The 17111-nt window shown below is 71.5% G+C and carries 19 protein-coding genes; all 19 read right to left on the bottom strand.

Annotation, left to right across the window (positions count from 1 at the left end):
• Window positions 1-2: 2 nt before the first annotated feature.
• The 19 genes from nucS to thrB all read right to left on the bottom strand — a co-directional run bounded on the left by nucS (window position 3) and on the right by thrB (window position 17110).
• On the bottom strand, window positions 3-698 hold the full coding sequence (gene nucS / locus CTE05_RS14465) for an endonuclease NucS (RefSeq protein ID WP_146847023.1): 696 nt from the start codon (window positions 696-698) through the stop codon (window positions 3-5).
• A gap of 19 nt (window positions 699-717) precedes the next feature.
• Window positions 718-1125 (bottom strand): DUF2550 domain-containing protein, encoded by a 408-nt coding sequence (locus CTE05_RS14460; protein WP_146847022.1) that lies wholly within the window; start codon window positions 1123-1125, stop codon window positions 718-720.
• A gap of 13 nt (window positions 1126-1138) precedes the next feature.
• Window positions 1139-1432 (bottom strand): F0F1 ATP synthase subunit epsilon, encoded by a 294-nt coding sequence (locus CTE05_RS14455; protein ID WP_146847021.1) that lies wholly within the window; start codon window positions 1430-1432, stop codon window positions 1139-1141.
• Window positions 1433-1503: 71 nt separating this feature from the next.
• Window positions 1504-2991 carry a F0F1 ATP synthase subunit beta gene (atpD, locus tag CTE05_RS14450; RefSeq protein ID WP_146847020.1) on the bottom strand — a complete coding sequence of 496 codons (1488 nt, stop codon included), beginning with the start codon at window positions 2989-2991 and terminating at the stop codon, window positions 1504-1506.
• Window positions 2992-3026: 35 nt separating this feature from the next.
• Window positions 3027-3920: a F0F1 ATP synthase subunit gamma gene (locus CTE05_RS14445; RefSeq protein ID WP_146847019.1), complete on the bottom strand. Its 894-nt coding sequence runs from the start codon at window positions 3918-3920 to the stop codon at window positions 3027-3029.
• 1 nt (window position 3921) lies between these two features.
• Window positions 3922-5550 carry a F0F1 ATP synthase subunit alpha gene (atpA, locus tag CTE05_RS14440; protein WP_146847018.1) on the bottom strand — a complete coding sequence of 543 codons (1629 nt, stop codon included), beginning with the start codon at window positions 5548-5550 and terminating at the stop codon, window positions 3922-3924.
• An 81-nt stretch (window positions 5551-5631) separates the two neighbouring features.
• Window positions 5632-6444, bottom strand: a complete 813-nt coding sequence (locus CTE05_RS14435) for a F0F1 ATP synthase subunit delta (RefSeq protein ID WP_146847017.1) — start codon at window positions 6442-6444, stop codon at window positions 5632-5634.
• Complete coding sequence (locus CTE05_RS14430) at window positions 6444-6989, bottom strand: F0F1 ATP synthase subunit B (protein ID WP_246123633.1); 546 nt, start codon at window positions 6987-6989, stop codon at window positions 6444-6446. Before CTE05_RS14430 ends, CTE05_RS14435 begins: the two co-directional genes overlap by 1 nt.
• Window positions 6990-7027: 38 nt before the next feature.
• Window positions 7028-7234 (bottom strand): ATP synthase F0 subunit C, encoded by a 207-nt coding sequence (gene atpE, locus CTE05_RS14425; protein WP_055918092.1) that lies wholly within the window; start codon window positions 7232-7234, stop codon window positions 7028-7030.
• Between the two features lie 88 nt (window positions 7235-7322).
• Window positions 7323-8120, bottom strand: coding sequence for a F0F1 ATP synthase subunit A (gene atpB, locus CTE05_RS14420; RefSeq protein WP_146847015.1), 798 nt, complete (start codon window positions 8118-8120; stop codon window positions 7323-7325).
• 167 nt (window positions 8121-8287) lie between these two features.
• Window positions 8288-8719 (bottom strand): Cg1360 family ATP-synthase-associated protein, encoded by a 432-nt coding sequence (locus CTE05_RS14415; protein ID WP_146847014.1) that lies wholly within the window; start codon window positions 8717-8719, stop codon window positions 8288-8290.
• Window positions 8716-9843, bottom strand: coding sequence for a glycosyltransferase family 4 protein (locus CTE05_RS14410; protein ID WP_146847013.1), 1128 nt, complete (start codon window positions 9841-9843; stop codon window positions 8716-8718). The genes CTE05_RS14415 and CTE05_RS14410 overlap by 4 nt, the downstream gene beginning before the upstream one ends.
• Entirely contained in the window at window positions 9840-10490 is a 651-nt protein-coding gene (locus CTE05_RS14405) for an L-threonylcarbamoyladenylate synthase (protein WP_146847012.1), read from the bottom strand. The genes CTE05_RS14410 and CTE05_RS14405 overlap by 4 nt, the downstream gene beginning before the upstream one ends.
• A complete protein-coding gene (prmC, locus tag CTE05_RS14400; protein ID WP_146847011.1) occupies window positions 10487-11377 on the bottom strand; it encodes a peptide chain release factor N(5)-glutamine methyltransferase in 891 nt (296 codons plus the stop codon). The genes CTE05_RS14405 and prmC overlap by 4 nt, the downstream gene beginning before the upstream one ends.
• Window positions 11374-12462, bottom strand: coding sequence for a peptide chain release factor 1 (gene prfA, locus CTE05_RS14395; RefSeq protein WP_146847010.1), 1089 nt, complete (start codon window positions 12460-12462; stop codon window positions 11374-11376). Before prfA ends, prmC begins: the two co-directional genes overlap by 4 nt.
• A 114-nt stretch (window positions 12463-12576) precedes the next feature.
• Window positions 12577-12792, bottom strand: a complete 216-nt coding sequence (gene rpmE / locus CTE05_RS14390; protein WP_055918063.1) for a 50S ribosomal protein L31 — start codon at window positions 12790-12792, stop codon at window positions 12577-12579.
• 123 nt (window positions 12793-12915) lie between these two features.
• Entirely contained in the window at window positions 12916-13770 is an 855-nt protein-coding gene (locus CTE05_RS14385; RefSeq protein ID WP_146847009.1) for a PPK2 family polyphosphate kinase, read from the bottom strand.
• Between the two features lie 101 nt (window positions 13771-13871).
• Window positions 13872-15896 carry a transcription termination factor Rho gene (gene rho / locus CTE05_RS14380; protein ID WP_146847008.1) on the bottom strand — a complete coding sequence of 675 codons (2025 nt, stop codon included), beginning with the start codon at window positions 15894-15896 and terminating at the stop codon, window positions 13872-13874.
• Window positions 15897-16177: 281 nt separating this feature from the next.
• Entirely contained in the window at window positions 16178-17110 is a 933-nt protein-coding gene (gene thrB, locus CTE05_RS14375; protein WP_146847007.1) for a homoserine kinase, read from the bottom strand.
• Window position 17111: the final 1 nt, after the last annotated feature.

Below are 17111 nucleotides of genomic sequence, written 5' to 3'. Positions count from 1 at the left end.
TCCTAGAAGAGGCGCGTGCTGCTGTCGTCGACACCGCGCATCGTGTCGTAGTCGAGGACGAGGCAGCCGATCCCCCGGTCCGTGGCCAGCACGCGGGCCTGCGGCTTGATCTCCTGCGCGGCGAACACCCCGCGCACCGGCGCGAGGTGCGGGTCGCGGTTGAGGAGCTCCAGGTACCGCGTCAGCTGCTCGACGCCGTCGATGTCACCGCGCCGCTTGATCTCGACGGCCACGGTGCCGCCCGCGGGGTCCTTCGCGAGGATGTCCACCGGGCCGATGGCCGTCGGGTACTCCCGCCGCACCAGGGTGTGCCCGGAGCCCAGCAACAGGATCTGCGCCGCGAGGAGCTCCTGCAGGTGGGCCTCGACGCCGTCCTTGACCAGCCCGGGGTCCACCCCGAGCTCGTGCGCCGAGTCGTGGTGCACCTCGTACAGGTCGATCTCGAGGCGGTCGTCCGACTTCTGGTGCTGGACGGTCCACACCTGCGTGACGCCCGCTGCCAGGGCCTCCGCGGACGGCGCCGACACCGCGAGCGTGCACGGCGGGCTCATCCAGTTCAGCGGCTTGTACGACCCACCGTCCGAGTGCAGAAGGACGCTGCCGTCGGCCTTGACGACCAGCAGTCGCGTGGCCAGCGGCAGGTGCGCGTTGAGCCGGCCGCTGTAGCGGGCCGAGCAGGACGCCACGACGAGGCGCATGAGATCTCTTCCGGAGGGGTCAGATGACCGAGCCGACGCGCGACGGCGTCGCCTCGATCCACGACGTGAGGCCGGCGTACGCCTCGGCACTCATCAGCAGATGGACGGGCTCGGTCTCGGACCCCGGACGGCAGGTCACCACGACCTGACCGGCGTAGCCGTCGGTGCGCGCGAGGACGGCGAGCCCCACCCGCTGCCACCGCGCGTGCGGCCTGGCCGCGAGCGACCGGTAGCGCCACCAGTAGAGGCGGTCGGTGCCGTACTGCGCGACCCCGGAGGACCAGGGGCCCTCAGGCGTCCTGCCCAGCGCACAGTGGAACGAGCCGACCCGGCGGTTCAGGGTGTGGACCCGGGAGAACCAGACGGCGACGACGGTGAGCAGCAGCACGACGATCACACTCAGGAGTGCGACGACGTGTCCGCTCACCGTCTCGGTGCCCTCAGTGCGTGGCGGGCGACGTCGCCGGGCGAGCGCCCTCGATGACGTTGTCGGCGACGATGGTCAGGTGGTTCGAGTCGAAGGACAGGAACCCGCCCTCGACCTGCCAGCGCTTCGGCTCGCCGCCCCCGACCGGGAACACGCGGAGCTCGCCGGGCTGGAGCACGGACAGCACGGGCTCGTGACCGGCCAGGATGCCGATCTCACCCTCCCCGGCCTTGGCCGAGACCATGCGGGCGGTGCCGGACCAGAGCTTGCCGGCGGTGGCGACGAGCTCGACCTCGATGTCTGCCACGAGACCCTCCTTCAGTGGTGTGCGGGACTACGCGAGGCGCCGTCCGACGACGGCGCCTCGCGAGGGCGTTCTCAGACGCCGTAGTCCTTCTGGATGCGGGCCCAGTTGCGCTCGAGGTCCTCGAGGCCACCGATGTTGAAGAACGCCTGCTCGGAGATGTGGTCGAACTCGCCGTCGGCGATCTTGCCGAAGGCCTCGACCGTCTCGCTCAGCGGCACCGTGGAACCGACGACACCCGTGAACTTCTCGGCCATGTACGTGTTCTGCGAGAGGAACTGCTGGATACGACGGGCGCGTGCGACGACCGTCTTGTCCTCCTCCGACAGCTCGTCGACACCCAGGATCGCGATGATGTCCTGGAGCTCCTTGTTGCGCTGCAGGATCGACTTCACGCGCGTCGCGGCGTCGTAGTGCGCCTGGCCGACGTAGCGCGGGTCGAGGATGCGGCTCGTCGACGTCAGCGGGTCCACGGCCGGGTACAGACCACGCGACGCGATCTCGCGCGACAGCGCCGTCGTCGCGTCCAGGTGCGCGAACGTCGTGGCCGGGGCCGGGTCGGTGTAGTCGTCGGCGGGCACGTAGATCGCCTGCAGCGAGGTGATCGAGTGACCACGCGTCGAGGTGATGCGCTCCTGGAGGAGGCCCATCTCGTCGGCGAGGTTCGGCTGGTAGCCGACCGCGGAGGGCATGCGGCCGAGCAGCGTCGACACCTCGGACCCGGCCTGCGTGAACCGGAAGATGTTGTCGATGAAGAGCAGCACGTCCTGCTTCTGCACGTCGCGGAAGTACTCCGCCATCGTCAGGGCCGACAGGGCGACGCGCAGACGCGTCCCCGGCGGCTCGTCCATCTGACCGAAGACGAGCGCCGTCTTGTCGAAGACGCCGGCCTCCTCCATCTCGACGATGAGGTCGTTGCCCTCACGGGTGCGCTCGCCGACGCCGGCGAACACCGACACGCCACCGTGGTTGAGCGCGACGCGCTGGATCATCTCCTGGATGAGGACCGTCTTGCCGACGCCCGCACCGCCGAAGAGACCGATCTTCCCGCCGAGCACGTACGGCGTCAGCAGGTCGATGACCTTGATGCCGGTCTCGAACATCTCGGTCTTGCTCTCGAGCTGGTCGAAGGCCGGGGGCTTGCGGTGGATGGGCCAGCGCTCGGTGATCTCGAGCTTCTCGCCCTCCGCCAGGTTCAGGACCTCGCCGATGACGTTGAAGACGTGCCCCTTGGTGATGTCGCCGACGGGCACGCTGATCGCCTCGCCGGTGTCGCGCACGAGCGCACCGCGGACCAGGCCGTCGGTCGGCTTCAGCGCGATGGCGCGGATGAGCGAGTCGCCGAGGTGCTGGGCGACCTCGAGCGTCATCGTCGAGACGCCCTCGGCCTCGCCCTCACCCTGGGTCGACAGGTCGATGTCGACCTGGAGCGCGTTGTAGATCTCGGGGATCTGGTCCGACGGGAACTCGATGTCGACGACGGGGCCGATGACCCGCGCGACCCGACCCACGCCAGGACCGGACGCGTGCTCGACGGCAGCTTCGGTAGTGGTAGCAGTCATGGTGTTTCTCCGGTTCGTCTGTGGGGACGTAGTCGTCAGGAGGCGAGCGCGTCGGCGCCCGACACGATCTCGCTGATCTCCTGGGTGATCTCGGCCTGGCGGGCCTGGTTGGCGAGCCGGGTGTACATGCGCACCAGGTCCTCGGCGTTCTCGGTCGCGGTGTGCATCGCGCGCTGCCGGGCGGCGAGCTCGGAGGCCGCCGCCTGCAGGAGGCAGGTGTAGATGCGGCTGCGCACGTACATCGGGAGCAGCGCGTCGAGCACGGCCTCCGGGGACGGCTCGAACTCGTAGAGCGGCGGGATCTCGTTCTCGTCGCGCGCCTCGACGCCCTCGACGATCTCGAGGGGCAGCAGCCGGATGACGCGAGGGGCCTGCGACACCATGTTCCGGAAGTGCGTGAACACGACGTGCAGCTCCGCGACACCGCCCTGGTCGACCGGTGCCTGGAACGCCTCGAGCAGCGTCTCGGCGATGTCGGCGGCCGTCTCGACGGACGGGGCGTCCGAGTTGCCCGCCCACTGCTTCGCCAGCTCCCGACCACGGAACGTGTAGTACGAGATGGCACGGCGACCGACGGCGTAGACGATCGGCTCGAAGCCCTGCTCGGTGAGGCGGCCGATGAGGCGCTCGGCCTCACGGATCGCGCTCGCCGAGTAGGCGCCGGCCATGCCGCGGTCCGACGTGACGACCAGGACCGCGACCCGCTTGGTGTCCGTCCGCTCGGTGACGAGCGGGTGGGTCACGTTCGAGTGCGTGGCCACGGCCGACACCGCCCGGGTCAGCGCGCGGGAGTACGGCGTCGCCGCCGTCACCCGGTCGCGCGCCTTGCCGATGCGCGAGGCAGCGATGAGCTCCATCGCACGGAAGATCTTCTTCAGCGACTCTGTCGACCGGATCCGCTGCCGGTAGACGCGCTGCTGACCTGCCACGTCAGCCCTTCTTCTGCCGGACGATCTGCTCCTGCTCGATCTCGACCTCGGCGCCGTCGTCGGACGAGCCGACCAGCGTCGTGCCGTCGCCCACCAGGAACCCGTTGCGGAACTCGTCGATCGCCGTGCCGAGAGCCTTCTCGGTCTCGTCGTCGAGCTTGCCGGTCGACGCGATCGTCGACAGCACCTCGGTGTTGCGGCGCAGGTGGTCGAGCAGCTCGGACTCGAACCGGCGCACGTCGGCGATCGGGACGTCGTCCAGCTTGCCCTTGGTGCCAGCCCAGATGGACGCGACCTGGTCCTCGACCGGGTACGGCGTGTACTGGGCCTGCTTGAGCAGCTCCATGAGGCGCGCGCCACGGGTCAGCTGGGCGCGCGAGGCGGCGTCGAGGTCGGACGCGAACATCGCGAACGCCTCGAGCGACCGGAACTGCGCGAGGTCCAGCTTCAGCGTGCCGGAGACCGACTTCATGGCCTTGACCTGTGCGGCACCACCGACGCGGGACACCGAGATGCCCACGTCGACGGCCGGACGCTGGTCCGCGTTGAACAGGTCGGACTGCAGGAAGATCTGGCCGTCCGTGATGGAGATGACGTTGGTCGGGATGTACGCCGACACGTCGTTGGCCTTGGTCTCGATGACCGGCAGACCCGTCATCGAGCCACCGCCCAGCTCGTCCGAGAGCTTGGCACAACGCTCCAGCAGACGGGAGTGCAGGTAGAAGACGTCACCGGGGTACGCCTCGCGGCCCGGCGGGCGACGCAGCAGCAGCGAGACTGCACGGTAGGCCTCGGCCTGCTTGGACAGGTCGTCGAAGACGATGAGGACGTGCTTGCCCTGGTACATCCAGTGCTGGCCGATGGCCGAGCCGGTGTAGGGCGCGAGGTACTTGAAGCCGGCCGGGTCGGACGCGGGGGCGGCGACGATCGTCGTGTACTCGAGCGCGCCGGCCTCCTCCAGGGCGCCGCGGATGGCGGCGATGGTGGAGCCCTTCTGACCGATGGCGACGTAGATGCAGCGGACCTGCTTCGACTCGTCGCCCGACTCCCAGTTGGCCTTCTGGTTGATGATCGTGTCGATCGCGATCGCCGTCTTGCCCGTCTGGCGGTCACCGATGATCAGCTGGCGCTGGCCACGGCCGATCGGGATCATCGCGTCGATGGCCTTGAGGCCGGTCTGCAGGGGCTCGTGCACGCTCTTGCGGGCCATGACGCCGGGGGCCTGCAGCTCGAGGGCGCGGCGGCCCTCGGTCGCGAGCTCGCCCAGACCGTCGATGGGCTGGCCCAGCGGGTCGACGACGCGGCCGAGGTAGCCGTCGCCGATCGGGACCGAGAGCACCTCGCCCGTCCGGCGGACCTCCTGGCCCTCCTCGATGCCCGTGAACTCCCCCAGGACGACGACGCCGATCTCGCGGACGTCGAGGTTGAGCGCGAGGCCGAGCGTGCCGTCCTCGAACCGCAGCAGCTCGTTGGCCATCGCGCCCGGGAGGCCCTCGACCTGCGCGATGCCGTCGGCCGTCAGGGTCACGCGGCCGACCTCTTCGGAGACCACGCCGGTCGGCTCGTAGGACTTCACGAAGCTGTCCAGCGCGGCCCGGATCTCGTCCGGCCGGATCGTCAGCTCAGCCATTGCTCTTCTCCTGTCGTGACCGCCGGTCGGGCGGTCGTACGTTCGTTCACGTCGTTCACGGGGCCGGCCTGGGGCCGATACTCAGCTGGCAAGTCGTCGTCGTGCGTCGGCGAGCCTGGCGATCACGGTCGAGTCGACCACGTCCGCGCCCACCTGGATGCGCAGTCCCCCGATGATCGCGGGGTCCACCGTCACGTTGAGCTGGAGGTCCTGCCCGTACTCCTGCTGCAGGAGGGCGCCGAGGCGGTCCAGCTGCGCCTGCGAGAGCTCGCTGCCGGACGTCACGGACGCCACGAGGCGCTCGCGCCGCGCTGCGGCCAGGTCGCCCACGAGGCCGAGGGTCGCGACGAAGCGACGTCCGCGCGGGGACGCGGCCGCTCGCCGTGCCACCGCGAGGGTGGCGTCGGTGACCTTGCCGCGCAGCAGGTTCTCCGCGAGGTCGGCGCGCTTGTCGCCGGGGACCCGCGGGTCGAACAGGGCCTGGCGCACCTCACGCTGGCCGACGAGCGACCGCGTGATGCGGAACAGCTCGTCCTCGACACGCTCGAGCTCGTTGCCGGCCTGCGCCGACGCGAGCACCGCGTCGAAGCCGAGCCGCTCGACGGCCTCGATGAGGTCCTCGGCGGACGACCAGCGCGCCTGCACGAGCCCCGACACGGCGTCCACGACGCGCGCGTCCAGCCGGCCGAGCACGCTCGACACCAGCCCCGCCTTGGCGTCGCCGTCGATGGCGGGGTCCGACAGGGTCCGCCGCAGCGAGCCCGAGGAGTCCAGGGCGTCGACGACGGCGAACAGCTGCTCGCCGAGCGTGATCCCCTGCGCACCCGCCGCGGACAGCACCGGCTCGAACCGGTGCTGTACCGCGCTGAGCGACGCCAGACTCGTGCCGCGCATCAGTTCTCCTTGCCGGCGCTCGTCGTGGAGGACGCCTCGAGCTCCGCGAGGAAGCGGTCGACGACCCGCGACTGGCGGGCCGAGTCCTCGAGGGACTCGCCGACGATCTTCGAGGCGAGCTCGGTGGCGAGCGCCCCCACGTCGTTGCGCAGCGAGACCGCCGCCTGCTGACGCTCGGCCTCGATCTGGCGCTGGGCCGTCTCGATCGTGCGTGCAGCCTCGGCCGCCGCCTTCGCCTTGAGCTCGGTGACGATGGCACCACCCTCCGCGCGGGCGGCCTCCTTGATGCGGGCTGCCTCCGTGCGCGCGTCGGCGAGCTGCTGCTCGTACTCCGCGCGCAGCTCGGCGGCCTCGGCCTGTGCGGTCTCCGCGTGCTTGAGACCGCCTTCGATCTTCTCCGCGCGCTCGTCGAGGACGGCCTGGAACTTCGGCAGGGCGTACTTGATGAACACGACGGCGATGATCACCACGATCACCAACGACCAGACGATGTCGTAGGTGTGCGGGAGGAGGGGGTTGACCTCCTCGACTTCCTCAGCAGCCACCACCGCGCTGTGCGCGGCAGCGACGAGCGGCGCGGTGATCACAGGAAGAACGGGGTGGCGATGGCCAGGAGGGCGAGGATCTCGATGAAGGCCAGGCCGACGAACATGGTCGAGCGGAGCTGGCCGGCCATCTCGGGCTGGCGCGCCATGCCCTCGATCGTCTTGCCGAACAGGATGCCGAGGCCGATGCCGGGGCCGATGGCCGCGAGACCGTATCCGACGAGAGCGAGTCCGGTGATTTCCACGGGGTGGTTCCTTTCATCTGCGCGCCGCGCGGCGCGTCCGGTCAGGGGCGACGGTCCGGGGATCAGCCCGTCGCGGTGAGGCTGTCGATCAGTGCTCTTCGGAGATCGACATCTGCAGGTAGACGGCGGTCAGGATCGAGAACACGTACGCCTGCAGGGCGGCCACGAAGACCTCGAGCAGGAAGAAGGCGAAGCCGGCGACGAACGTCACGGCGCCGAACGCCTTGACCGCGCCGGACGCCTCGAAGAACAGGAACGAGGTCGCCGCGAAGCACAGGGCGAGCAGCAGGTGGCCGGCCATCATGTTGGCCAGGAGCCGGATGACCAGCGTCGCGGGCCGCAGGATGAAGACCTGCAGCGCCTCGACCGGGGTCAGCAGGATGTAGATGGGCCACGGCACCCCGGGCGGGAACAGGCTGTGCTTGAGGTAGCCACCGACGCCGAACTTCTTGACGCCCTGCCAGAGGTACATGAAGTACACCCACAGCGCGAAGATGATCGGCAGGCCGATCACGGACGTTCCCGCGATGTTGAGGAACGGGATCACACCCGTGATGTTGAAGAAGAAGACCGCGAAGAAGATCGTCGTGATGATCGGGACGTACTTCTTGCCGTCCTTCTCGCCGAGGATCTCGTAGGCGATCGAGTTGCGGCAGAAGTCCAGCCCCATCTCGAGGACGCTCTGGAACCGGCCGGGGACCAGCTTGGCGCGGCGGGCACCGATGATGAAGATCAGCAGGAGCGCGATCACCGCGATGATCCGGACCAGGATGATCCGGTTGATCTCGAACGGCGTGCCCTCGAACCAGATGGCCGGCGGGAAGAAGTCGGCGAGCGAGGGGGGATGGAAGACGCCGCCGCCGTCTTCTTCCGCGGCGAGCGGCAGGATCGTCGCAAGGCTGAACAGGGCGGTCTCCTGTGGTCGTGTGCGCCGAGTGCCGCATCAGTGCGGGCACGAGCACGGCGCCGGGCCGTCTTGGATGGCGAAAGCCTAACCTATGGAAGCCCTTGGTCCTGACCCGCTCCGGGGGCCTGGGAGCCGCTCCCGAGGCGTCACGCCTCGAAGTAGCCGACCCGTCCGCGCTGGACCGCACGGGCGTCCAGGACAGCCGACCCGATGACCCCGGCGATGGACACGAGGAACAGCACCTGCGGGTTGTAGAAGTCGAACTGCTTGAGGATCACGAGCACCACGATGACGACGACCAGCTTGCCCAGCCAGGCGCCCATGATCACCGCCATCATCGTGGTCGGCGCCGAGTGCGCCGTCTTCAGGACCGAGATCACGGTGGTCCCGGAGAAGATCAGCGCGATGCCCACCCCGATCAGCGCGCCCCAGACGCCGGCCATGCCGTCGACGAGGTAGCCGATGCCGACGCCGAGCACGGTCAGCACGCCGAGGAGCACGAGCATGTCCCGCAGCGACTGCCGGAACACGGCCTCGTTGCCCGTGGCCGGGGCCGGGGTGGGTGCAGGGGTGGTCATCGGACGGCCTCCAGGGGCGGGGTGGTGGCGGACCTGCCGCGCAGCGGTCCGAGCGTCAGCAGGGTGGCGACGAGCACGGCGGCGCCGAACGTGATGAGGACGACGGTGGTCTCCCACCGGACCAGGGCGGCGACCCCGAACGCGAACACGGCGGTCCAGACGTACATGATCGCGACCGCGCGGCGGTGCGAGTGGCCCAGCTGCAGCATGCGGTGGTGCAGGTGCATGCGGTCCGGGTGGAACGGGGACCTGCCGGCGCCGACCCGGCGGACGATCGCGAGCCCCATGTCGAGCAGCGGGAGCAGCAGCACCGCGAAGGGCAGGAGCATCGGCAGGAACGCCGGGAACTGCTGGCGCTGGAGCACCTCGTCCGGGTCGATCTGACCGGTCACGTAGATGGCTGCGGCGCTGAACACGAACCCGAGGACCATGGCACCCGAGTCGCCCATGAAGATGCGGGCGGGGTACACGTTGTGCGGCAGGAACCCGACGCACGCCCCCACCAGCACGGCGAGCACCAGCGCCGCCAGGTTCGCGTTGGCGTACGCGCCGGGGTTGTCCCCCTCGGTCAGCAGGTAGGCGTAGAGGAAGAACGCGCTGCCGCCGATCGCCAGCACCCCGGCCGCGAGCCCGTCGAGCCCGTCGACGAAGTTCACCGCGTTCATGGCGATGACGACGGTGAGCACGGTCAGGAACGCGCCCATCCGCGGGGAGCTGAGGATCTGGTACGTGCCGCTGGGCAGCTGGTAGAGCTGGACGCCCTGCCAGGCGAGGAAGCCGCCGGCCAGCACCTGGCCCATGAGCTTGGTGAGCCAGTCGAGGTCCCAGATGTCGTCGGCGACCCCGAGCGCGCACACGATCGCGGCCCCGCCCATGATGCCGATCAGCGGTCGGGGGTTGGCGTAGACGCCGGCGAGGAACGGGAGCCTGCTGGCCATGAGGATCGCGACGAGCATGCCGGCGAACATCGCCATGCCCCCGAGCCGCGGCGTCGGGATCGCGTGCACGTCACGGTCGCGGACGGCCGTGATGGCACCCCAGCGGAGCGCGCACCAGCGCGCCAGCGGCGTCATCAGGTAGGCCACCGTGGCGGCGATGAGCAGGGCGAGCAGGTAGACCCTCACGCGGTGGGTCCCTCCACCGGCGTGACCTCGTTGAGCTGCTCGAGGCCGATCGCGCCGGCGCGCACGAGGCGCAGCGTCGGCCCCGTCGCGTCGACGATCGTCGAGGCGACCTGGCCGGGGGCGTCGCCGCCGTCGAGGTACACCGCGACGGAGTCGCCGAGCTGGTCGTACGCGTCCTGGGCCGTGACGGCCGCGGGCGAGCCCGTCCGGTTCGCGCTCGAGACCGCGAGCGGGCCCGTCCGGCGCAGCAGGGCCCGCGCGGTCTCGTGGTCCGGGACGCGCAGGGCGACGGTGCCGCGCGTCTCCCCCAGGTCCCACGCGAGCGACGGCTGGGCACGGACGATGAGCGTGAGCCCGCCGGGCCAGAACGCCTCGGCGAGGGCCCGCGCGCCCTCGGGCACGTCCGTGGCCAGGCCGTCGAGCGTGCGCACGTCGCCGATCAGCACGGGGGGCGGCATCTGGCGACCGCGACCCTTGGCGTCCAGGAGCGCCTGCACGGCGGGTGGGGTGAACGCGTCGGCGGCGATGCCGTAGACGGTGTCCGTGGGGAGGACGACGAGTCCCCCGCGGGACAGGACATTGACCGCCTCGTCGAGCGCCGGGCCCCAGGTGGTGGGGTCGCTCGCGGGGGTGATCCGCTCGTTCACGGCGCCGAGTCTGTCACGTGCGGCTGGACGGCTCGCCGAGCGACGAGCATCCGCGGTCGACCCGTCAGGTCCGGCCGGGACTCGATCGCCTCGAACGCACCCGTCGCGCGCGCTGCCTCGCGGGCGGCGGCGTCCTGGACCTCGGCGTGCTCCATCACGAGCAGGCCGCCGGGGACGAGCAGCCGGGCGGCCGCCCGCAGGACCGCGCGGGGGACGTCCAGCCCGTCGGCGCCACCGCCGTAGAGGGCCAGGTCGGGGTCGTGGTCGCGCACCTCGGGGTCCACCGGCTCCGCGTCGGGCGGGATGTACGGCGGGTTCGCGACGAGGACGTCGACCGTCCCGTCGAGCTCGTGCAGCAGGGCCGGGTCGGCGACGTCGCCGTGCTCGACGCGGACGTCCGCCTGCACCGCGACGGCGTTGCGACGGGTCAGGTCGACGGCCTCCACCGACAGGTCCACCGCGACCACCCGCGCGCCGGGGACCTCCGTGGCGACCGACAGGGCGATGCCACCGGCACCGCAGCACAGGTCGACCACGAGCGGGTCGGTCAGCCGCGCGGCCTCCTCGATCGCCACCTGCGCGACGACCTCGGTCTCGGGGCGCGGGACGAACACGCCCGGCTCGACGAGCAGCGTCAGGTAGCGGAACCCGGTCGAGCCCACCAGGTGCTGCAGCGGCTCGCGGTTCCGGCGCCGCTCGACCAGGCCGGCGTACTCCTCGGCGAACCCGTCCGGCACCGGCGGGGCGAGCACCAGCTCGAGACGCTCCTGCCCGAGCACGTGCGCAGCCAGCGCGGTGGCGTCGTGCCGCGGCGACTGCACACCGGCGTCGGCGAGGATCCGCGACGCGCCCTCGACGAGCGCGCGCAGGTCCGGGGCGGCGGTCATGGCTGCCCCGCGGACGCCAGCCGAGCCGCCTCGTCCGCGTCGATCGCCGACTGCACGACGGGCGCGAGCTCGCCGCCGAGGACCGCGTCGAGGTTGTAGGCCTTGTAGCCCGTGCGGTGGTCGGCGATGCGGTTCTCCGGGAAGTTGTACGTCCGGATGCGCTCCGAGCGGTCGACCGTGCGGACCTGGGACCGACGGGCCTCGCTCGCCGCAGCGGCGGCCTCCTCCTGGCGGGCGGCCAGGATGCGGGCGCGCAGCACGCGCATACCGGCCTCGCGGTTCTGCAGCTGGGACTTCTCGTTCTGCATGGACACGACGATGCCCGTGGGCAGGTGCGTGATGCGGACGGCGGAGTCGGTGGTGTTCACGGACTGCCCGCCCGGGCCGGAGGACCGGTAGACGTCGATGCGCAGGTCGTTGGGGTCGATCGCGACCTCGGCCTCGTCCTCGGCCTCGGGGAACACCAGGACTCCCGCCGCGGAGGTGTGGATGCGGCCCTGCGACTCCGTGACGGGGACCCGCTGCACGCGGTGCACACCGCCCTCGTACTTCAGGTGCGCCCAGACGCCGTCCTCCGGCGCGACGGTCCCGCGGGCCTTGATCGCGAGCTGCGCGTCCTTGTACCCGCCGAGGTCCGACTCCGTGGCGCCGAGCAGCTGTGTCGCCCAGCCCATCTTCTCCGCGTACCGCGTGTACATCCGCAGCAGGTCCGCGGCGAACAGCGCCGACTCCTCGCCGCCCTCCCCCGCCTTGACCTCGAGGATCACGTCACGGGAGTCGTCCGGGTCGCGCGGGATGAGGACCTCGCGGAGCCGCGCGGCCGCGGCGTCGGCGGCCCGCTGGAGCGACGGCAGCTCGGCGGCGAAGCTCTCGTCGACCTCGGCGAGCTCGGCGGCGGCCTCGGCGTCGTCCGACGCGGCCCGCCACGCCGTGTACGCCTGCGCGACCCGGCCGAGCTCGGCGTAGCGACGACCGAGCCTGCGGGCGTTCGCGGCGTCGGCGTGCACCGCCGGGTCGGCCAGCTGGGCCTCGATCTGCGCGTGCTCGGCGAGCAGCGGCTCGGCGGCGGCGAATGCCTCGCTCATGCGGGTGTCCCTCGGGTGGCTGGGTGTGCTCCGACAACGACACAGCGCCGGTGCCCGCGCGGACGCTGCCATGGAGGGCAGCCGTCCGCGCCGGGCACCGGCGCTGCGAGGTTGCTAGTTGCCGGCCTTCTTGCCGTAGCGCGCCTCGAACCGGGCCACGCGGCCGCCGGTGTCGAGGATCTTCTGCTTGCCCGTGTAGAACGGGTGGCAGGCGCTGCAGACGTCGGCGTGGATCTTGCCGGAGGTCACGGTCGAGCGCGTGACGAAGGTGCTGCCACAGGTGCAGGTGACCTCGGTCAGGACGTACTCGGGGTGGATGTCAGCCTTCACGAAAACTTCTCCTCGGGTGGATGTCTCCGGGTCCGGACGCGCGAGACGGCGCCGGTGAACCGCAGACCAGCGAACCATTGTGCCAGAACAGCGACGCGGCCCGAAATCATCCCCTCCCGGAGATCAGAACGGCTGCGCGTCCAGCCGCGCCTTCTCGGCCTCGACGTCGAAGTCGGCCGGCGGCCAGTCCAGGTCGAGGCTCTCGACGGCGTCCAGCACGAGCGCGCCGACGGCCAGCCGCGCGTACCACTTGGAGTCGGCCGGGACGACGTGCCACGGCGCGTGCTCGGTGCTCGTCCGGTCCAGGACGGCCTGGTACGCCTCCTGGTACGCCGGCCACTTGGCGCGCTCGTCGACGTCCTTCGGGTTGAACTTCCAGTACTTGTCGGGGCGTTCCAGCCGCTCGCGCAGCCGCGCCTTCTGCTCCGCCTGGGAGACCTGGAGCACCACCTTGACGATCACCGTGCCCGAGTCGACCACCTCGCGCTCGAACGCGTTGATCTCGTCGTACCGCGGCTCCCACACCTCGCGCGGCGCCAGCTCGTTGACCCGGACCACCAGCACGTCCTCGTAGTGCGAGCGGTCGAAGACGCCGATGCGTCCCCCGGCCGGCAATGCCTCGCGGATCCGCTGCAGGTAGTGCTGCGACCGCTCCTTCTCGGTGGGCACCCCGAACGAGTGCAGCTGCACGCCCTGCGGGTCGACCATGCCGAGCACGTGCCGGACGATCCCGCCCTTGCCGGACGTGTCCATGCCCTGCAGCACGAGCAGCACCGCCCGCGAGCCGCCGGTCCGGCCGTGGGCGTAGAGGCGCTCCTGCACCTCGCTCAGCCGGTTGCCGTCCTCCTGCAGCTTGCTCTCCGCCGACGAGCGCCCGTGCTCCCACCCGGGGTGCGACGAGGCGTCGAGGGCCGCCAGGTCGAACCCGGGCCCGACCCGCAGAGCCTCTCCCGGCGGCCTGCTCCACGACTTCGTCATCTCGGACCTCCGGGCTGCGCAACGGTGCGGACTCTCGCACGCTAGCGCGCAGACATGACGACGGCCCTGTTCCCGGAGGAACAGGGCCGTGCGTCGGGCGGTCAGTCGCTGCCGGGCGTCGTCTTCTGCACCTGGAGCAGGAACTCGACGTTCGACTTGGTGTCCTTGAGCTTGCCGATCAGCAGCTCGATGGCCTGCGTCTGGTCGAGCGCACCCATCACGCGGCGGAGCTTGTAGATGATCTTCAGCTCGTCGTGCGGCATGAGGATCTCCTCGCGGCGGGTGCCCGACGCGTTCACGTCGACCGCCGGGAAGATGCGCTTGTCGGCGAGCGAGCGGGAGAGCCGGAGCTCCATGTTCCCGGTGCCCTTGAACTCCTCGAAGATGACCTCGTCCATCTTGGAGCCGGTCTCCACCAGCGCCGAGGCGAGGATGGTCAGCGACCCGCCGTGCTCGATGTTGCGCGCCGCACCGAAGAACCGCTTCGGCGGGTACAGCGCGGAGGCGTCGACGCCACCGGACAGGATGCGCCCGGACGCCGGGGCGGCCAGGTTGTACGCCCGCGACAGGCGCGTGAGCGAGTCGAGGAGCACGACGACGTCCTGGCCCAGCTCGACCAGCCGCTTGGCGCGCTCGATGGCGAGCTCCGCGACGATCGTGTGGTCGGAGGCGGGGCGGTCGAAGGTCGAGGCGATGACCTCGCCCTTGACCGTCCGCTCCATGTCCGTGACCTCTTCGGGGCGCTCGTCGACGAGCACGACCATGAGGTGGACCTCGGGGTTGTTGGTCGTGATGGCGTTCGCGATCTGCTGCATGATGATCGTCTTGCCCGCCTTGGGCGGCGCGACGATGAGGCCGCGCTGACCCTTGCCGATGGGCGCGACGATGTCGATCACGCGCGGCGACAGCTTGTTCTGGTCGCTCTCGAGGCGCAGGCGCTCCTGCGGGTACAGCGGCGTCAGCTTGTTGAACTCCGGGCGGACGCGGGCACCGTCGGGCTCCAGGCCGTTGACCGAGTCGAGGCGGACCAGCGCGTTGAACTTGCTGGGCCGGTTGCCCTGCGCCGGCGGCTGCTCGCCCTCGCGCGGCTGGCGGACGGCACCGGTCACCGCGTCGCCACGGCGCAGGCCGTACCGCTTGACCTGGTTGAGGGAGACGTACACGTCGTTCGCGCTGGGCAGGTAGCCCGTCGTGCGGACGAACGCGTAGCTGTCCATCAGGTCGAGGATGCCCGCCACGGGGAGCAGGACGTCGTCGTCGGTGACCTCGATGTCGTCCAGCCCCGCGAGCTCGCCGGCGCCGGGGCGACCGCGCGTGCCACGGCCCTTGCGGTCACGGTCGCGGTCCCGGTAGCGGTCCCGCGAGCGGCGACGGCGACCGCCGCGCTCGTCGAGGCCGTCCTCGTCACCCTCGCGACGCTGCTGCTGGGGGCCGCCCTGCTGGGTGCCGCCCTGCTGGCGGTTGCCCTGGTTGTCGCGCTGCTGGCCCTGCTGGCGGTCGGTCTGCTGACCGTCACGCTGCGGACGGTCCTGCTGGCCCTCGCGCTGGTGCTCGCCCTGCTGGCCGTCGGCCTGCGCGCGGTCCGAGTCGTCACCCTGCGGCGCACCGGCCCCGCGGCCGGCCCGGCGCGAGCGGCGCTCGCCGGTCACGCCGCCGACCGCCTCGGCCGCACGCGCGGCACGGTCGTCCCGCTGCTCGACGGGAGCGAGCTTGGCGTCCAGCGCGGCCTCGAGGCCGGCGAGCGCGTCGCCGCGGGGCGGCGTGGAGCGGTCCTCCTGCGCACGGTCCCGAGCGGGGCGCTCCTGCACCGGCGCAGCGCCGTCGCCGAGGTCGAGCTGCGGTGCCTGCGTCCGCGGCGCGCGGGCACGGCGCGCCGGCGGCGCGTCGGCCACGGCGGTGCTCTGCTCACGGCCGAGGTCGCGGCGCGGCTCCAGCGCCTGGGGGCGCGAGCCTGCGCGGGCGTCCGAGATCGCCTGGACGAGGTCGCCCTTGCGCATCTTGGACGTGCCCTTGACGCCCAGGTCGGACGCCATCGCCTGCAGCTCGGGCAGGCGGAGTGCCGAGATGCCTGCGCTGCGGGCGGACCCGCCGGACGTGCTCACGGCGGGTTCGATGATGTCTGTCACGAAGGACCCTTCCCCTCGTCGGTGGCCGGGACCCGATGGTTCGGGGATCGGCCGACGCCCGGTCGGGGGTGACCGAGACGGTGCTGGAGCCACACACGCGCTGCGTACGACGACGTCTGCGCACGGTGGGCTGGATCGCTCCCGGCTCGTCTACTCATTCTGAGGCGGCCGGTCACGTACGACGCGGGCCACCGGAGGGCGAGGTCCGGGGAACGCGTCGATGCTACCACTGTCGGCTCCGCCACCCGGCCGGGTGAACGACGTGGGTGTACTTCACCCGGTCAGGTCACCCGTCGGACGGTCGCGCCGGTCCGGTCGACCGGGAGCGGCAGGATCTGCCAGCCCCCCATCGCGCCCCCGAACGCGGCCTGGACGGCGCCGTCGGCGTCGGTCGCCCCCTCGCCGTCCCGCCGCGCGAGCACCAGCACCGTCGGCCCCGCGCCCGACACGACGGCGGCCACGCCCGCGGCCCGCAGCACGTCGACGAGCGCGAGCGAGCCCGGCATGACGGAGCGCCGGTACTCCTGGTGCAGCCGGTCCTGCGTGGCGGTGAGCAGGAGCTCGGGCCGACGGCCGAGCGCCTCGACCAGCAGGGCCGCACGACCCGCCTGGAACGCGGCGTCCGCGTGCGGGACGGTCGCGGGGAGCACGCCCCGGGCGGCCTTCGTGGACAGGTGGTTCGGGGGGACGATCGCGAGCAGGGCGAGCTCGTCGTGGACGGGCAGCTCGACGGCGCGGAACCGGCCGTCGTCGGACCACGCGAGCGTCGCGCCGCCCAGCACGGCCGGGGCCGCGTTGTCGGGGTGGCCCTCGATGCGGCCGGCCAGGTCGATCGCGGCGTCGTCGGACAGGGCTTCCGGCTCGGCGATCAGCCCGCGTGCGGCGACGATGCCCGCGACGACGGCCGCGGCGGACGACCCGAGGCCGCGGCCGTGCGGGATGCGGTTGTGGCAGACGAGGTGCAGGCCGGTCTGCGACGCGCCGACCTCGTCCAGCGCGGCCCGCAGGGAGCTGACGACGAGGTGCTGCTCGTCGTCGGGCACCTGCCCGGCCCCCTCCCCCGTGACCTCGACGGTGACGCCCGGCGACGCGAGCGCCCGCACCTCGAGCTCGTCGTAGAGCCCGAGGGCGATGCCGAACGCGTCGAACCCCGGGCCGAGGTTGGCGCTGGTGGCGGGGACGCGGACGTGGACGTGGTCCGCACCCAGGCGCATC

The organism is Cellulomonas terrae (assembly GCF_007990265.1).
In the GTDB taxonomy this organism is placed as follows: domain Bacteria; phylum Actinomycetota; class Actinomycetes; order Actinomycetales; family Cellulomonadaceae; genus Cellulomonas; species Cellulomonas terrae.
This window is presented reverse-complemented; position numbering and strand designations above follow the sequence as displayed.

Excerpts from the sequence above, each read along its gene's own strand:
- CTE05_RS14415 (WP_146847014.1), bottom strand. The coding sequence starts at position 8,719 with ATGACCACCCCTGCACCCACCCCGGCCCCGGCCACGGGCAACGAGGCC.
- CTE05_RS14435 (WP_146847017.1), bottom strand. The coding sequence starts at position 6,444 with ATGCGCGGCACGAGTCTGGCGTCGCTCAGCGCGGTACAGCACCGGTTC.
- prfA (WP_146847010.1), bottom strand. The coding sequence starts at position 12,462 with ATGAGCGAGGCATTCGCCGCCGCCGAGCCGCTGCTCGCCGAGCACGCG.
- atpD (WP_146847020.1), bottom strand. The coding sequence starts at position 2,991 with ATGACTGCTACCACTACCGAAGCTGCCGTCGAGCACGCGTCCGGTCCT.
- atpA (WP_146847018.1), bottom strand. The coding sequence starts at position 5,550 with ATGGCTGAGCTGACGATCCGGCCGGACGAGATCCGGGCCGCGCTGGAC.
- prmC (WP_146847011.1), bottom strand. The coding sequence starts at position 11,377 with ATGACCGCCGCCCCGGACCTGCGCGCGCTCGTCGAGGGCGCGTCGCGG.
- thrB (WP_146847007.1), bottom strand. The coding sequence starts at position 17,110 with ATGCGCCTGGGTGCGGACCACGTCCACGTCCGCGTCCCCGCCACCAGC.
- CTE05_RS14385 (WP_146847009.1), bottom strand. The coding sequence starts at position 13,770 with ATGACGAAGTCGTGGAGCAGGCCGCCGGGAGAGGCTCTGCGGGTCGGG.
- nucS (WP_146847023.1), bottom strand. The coding sequence starts at position 698 with ATGCGCCTCGTCGTGGCGTCCTGCTCGGCCCGCTACAGCGGCCGGCTC.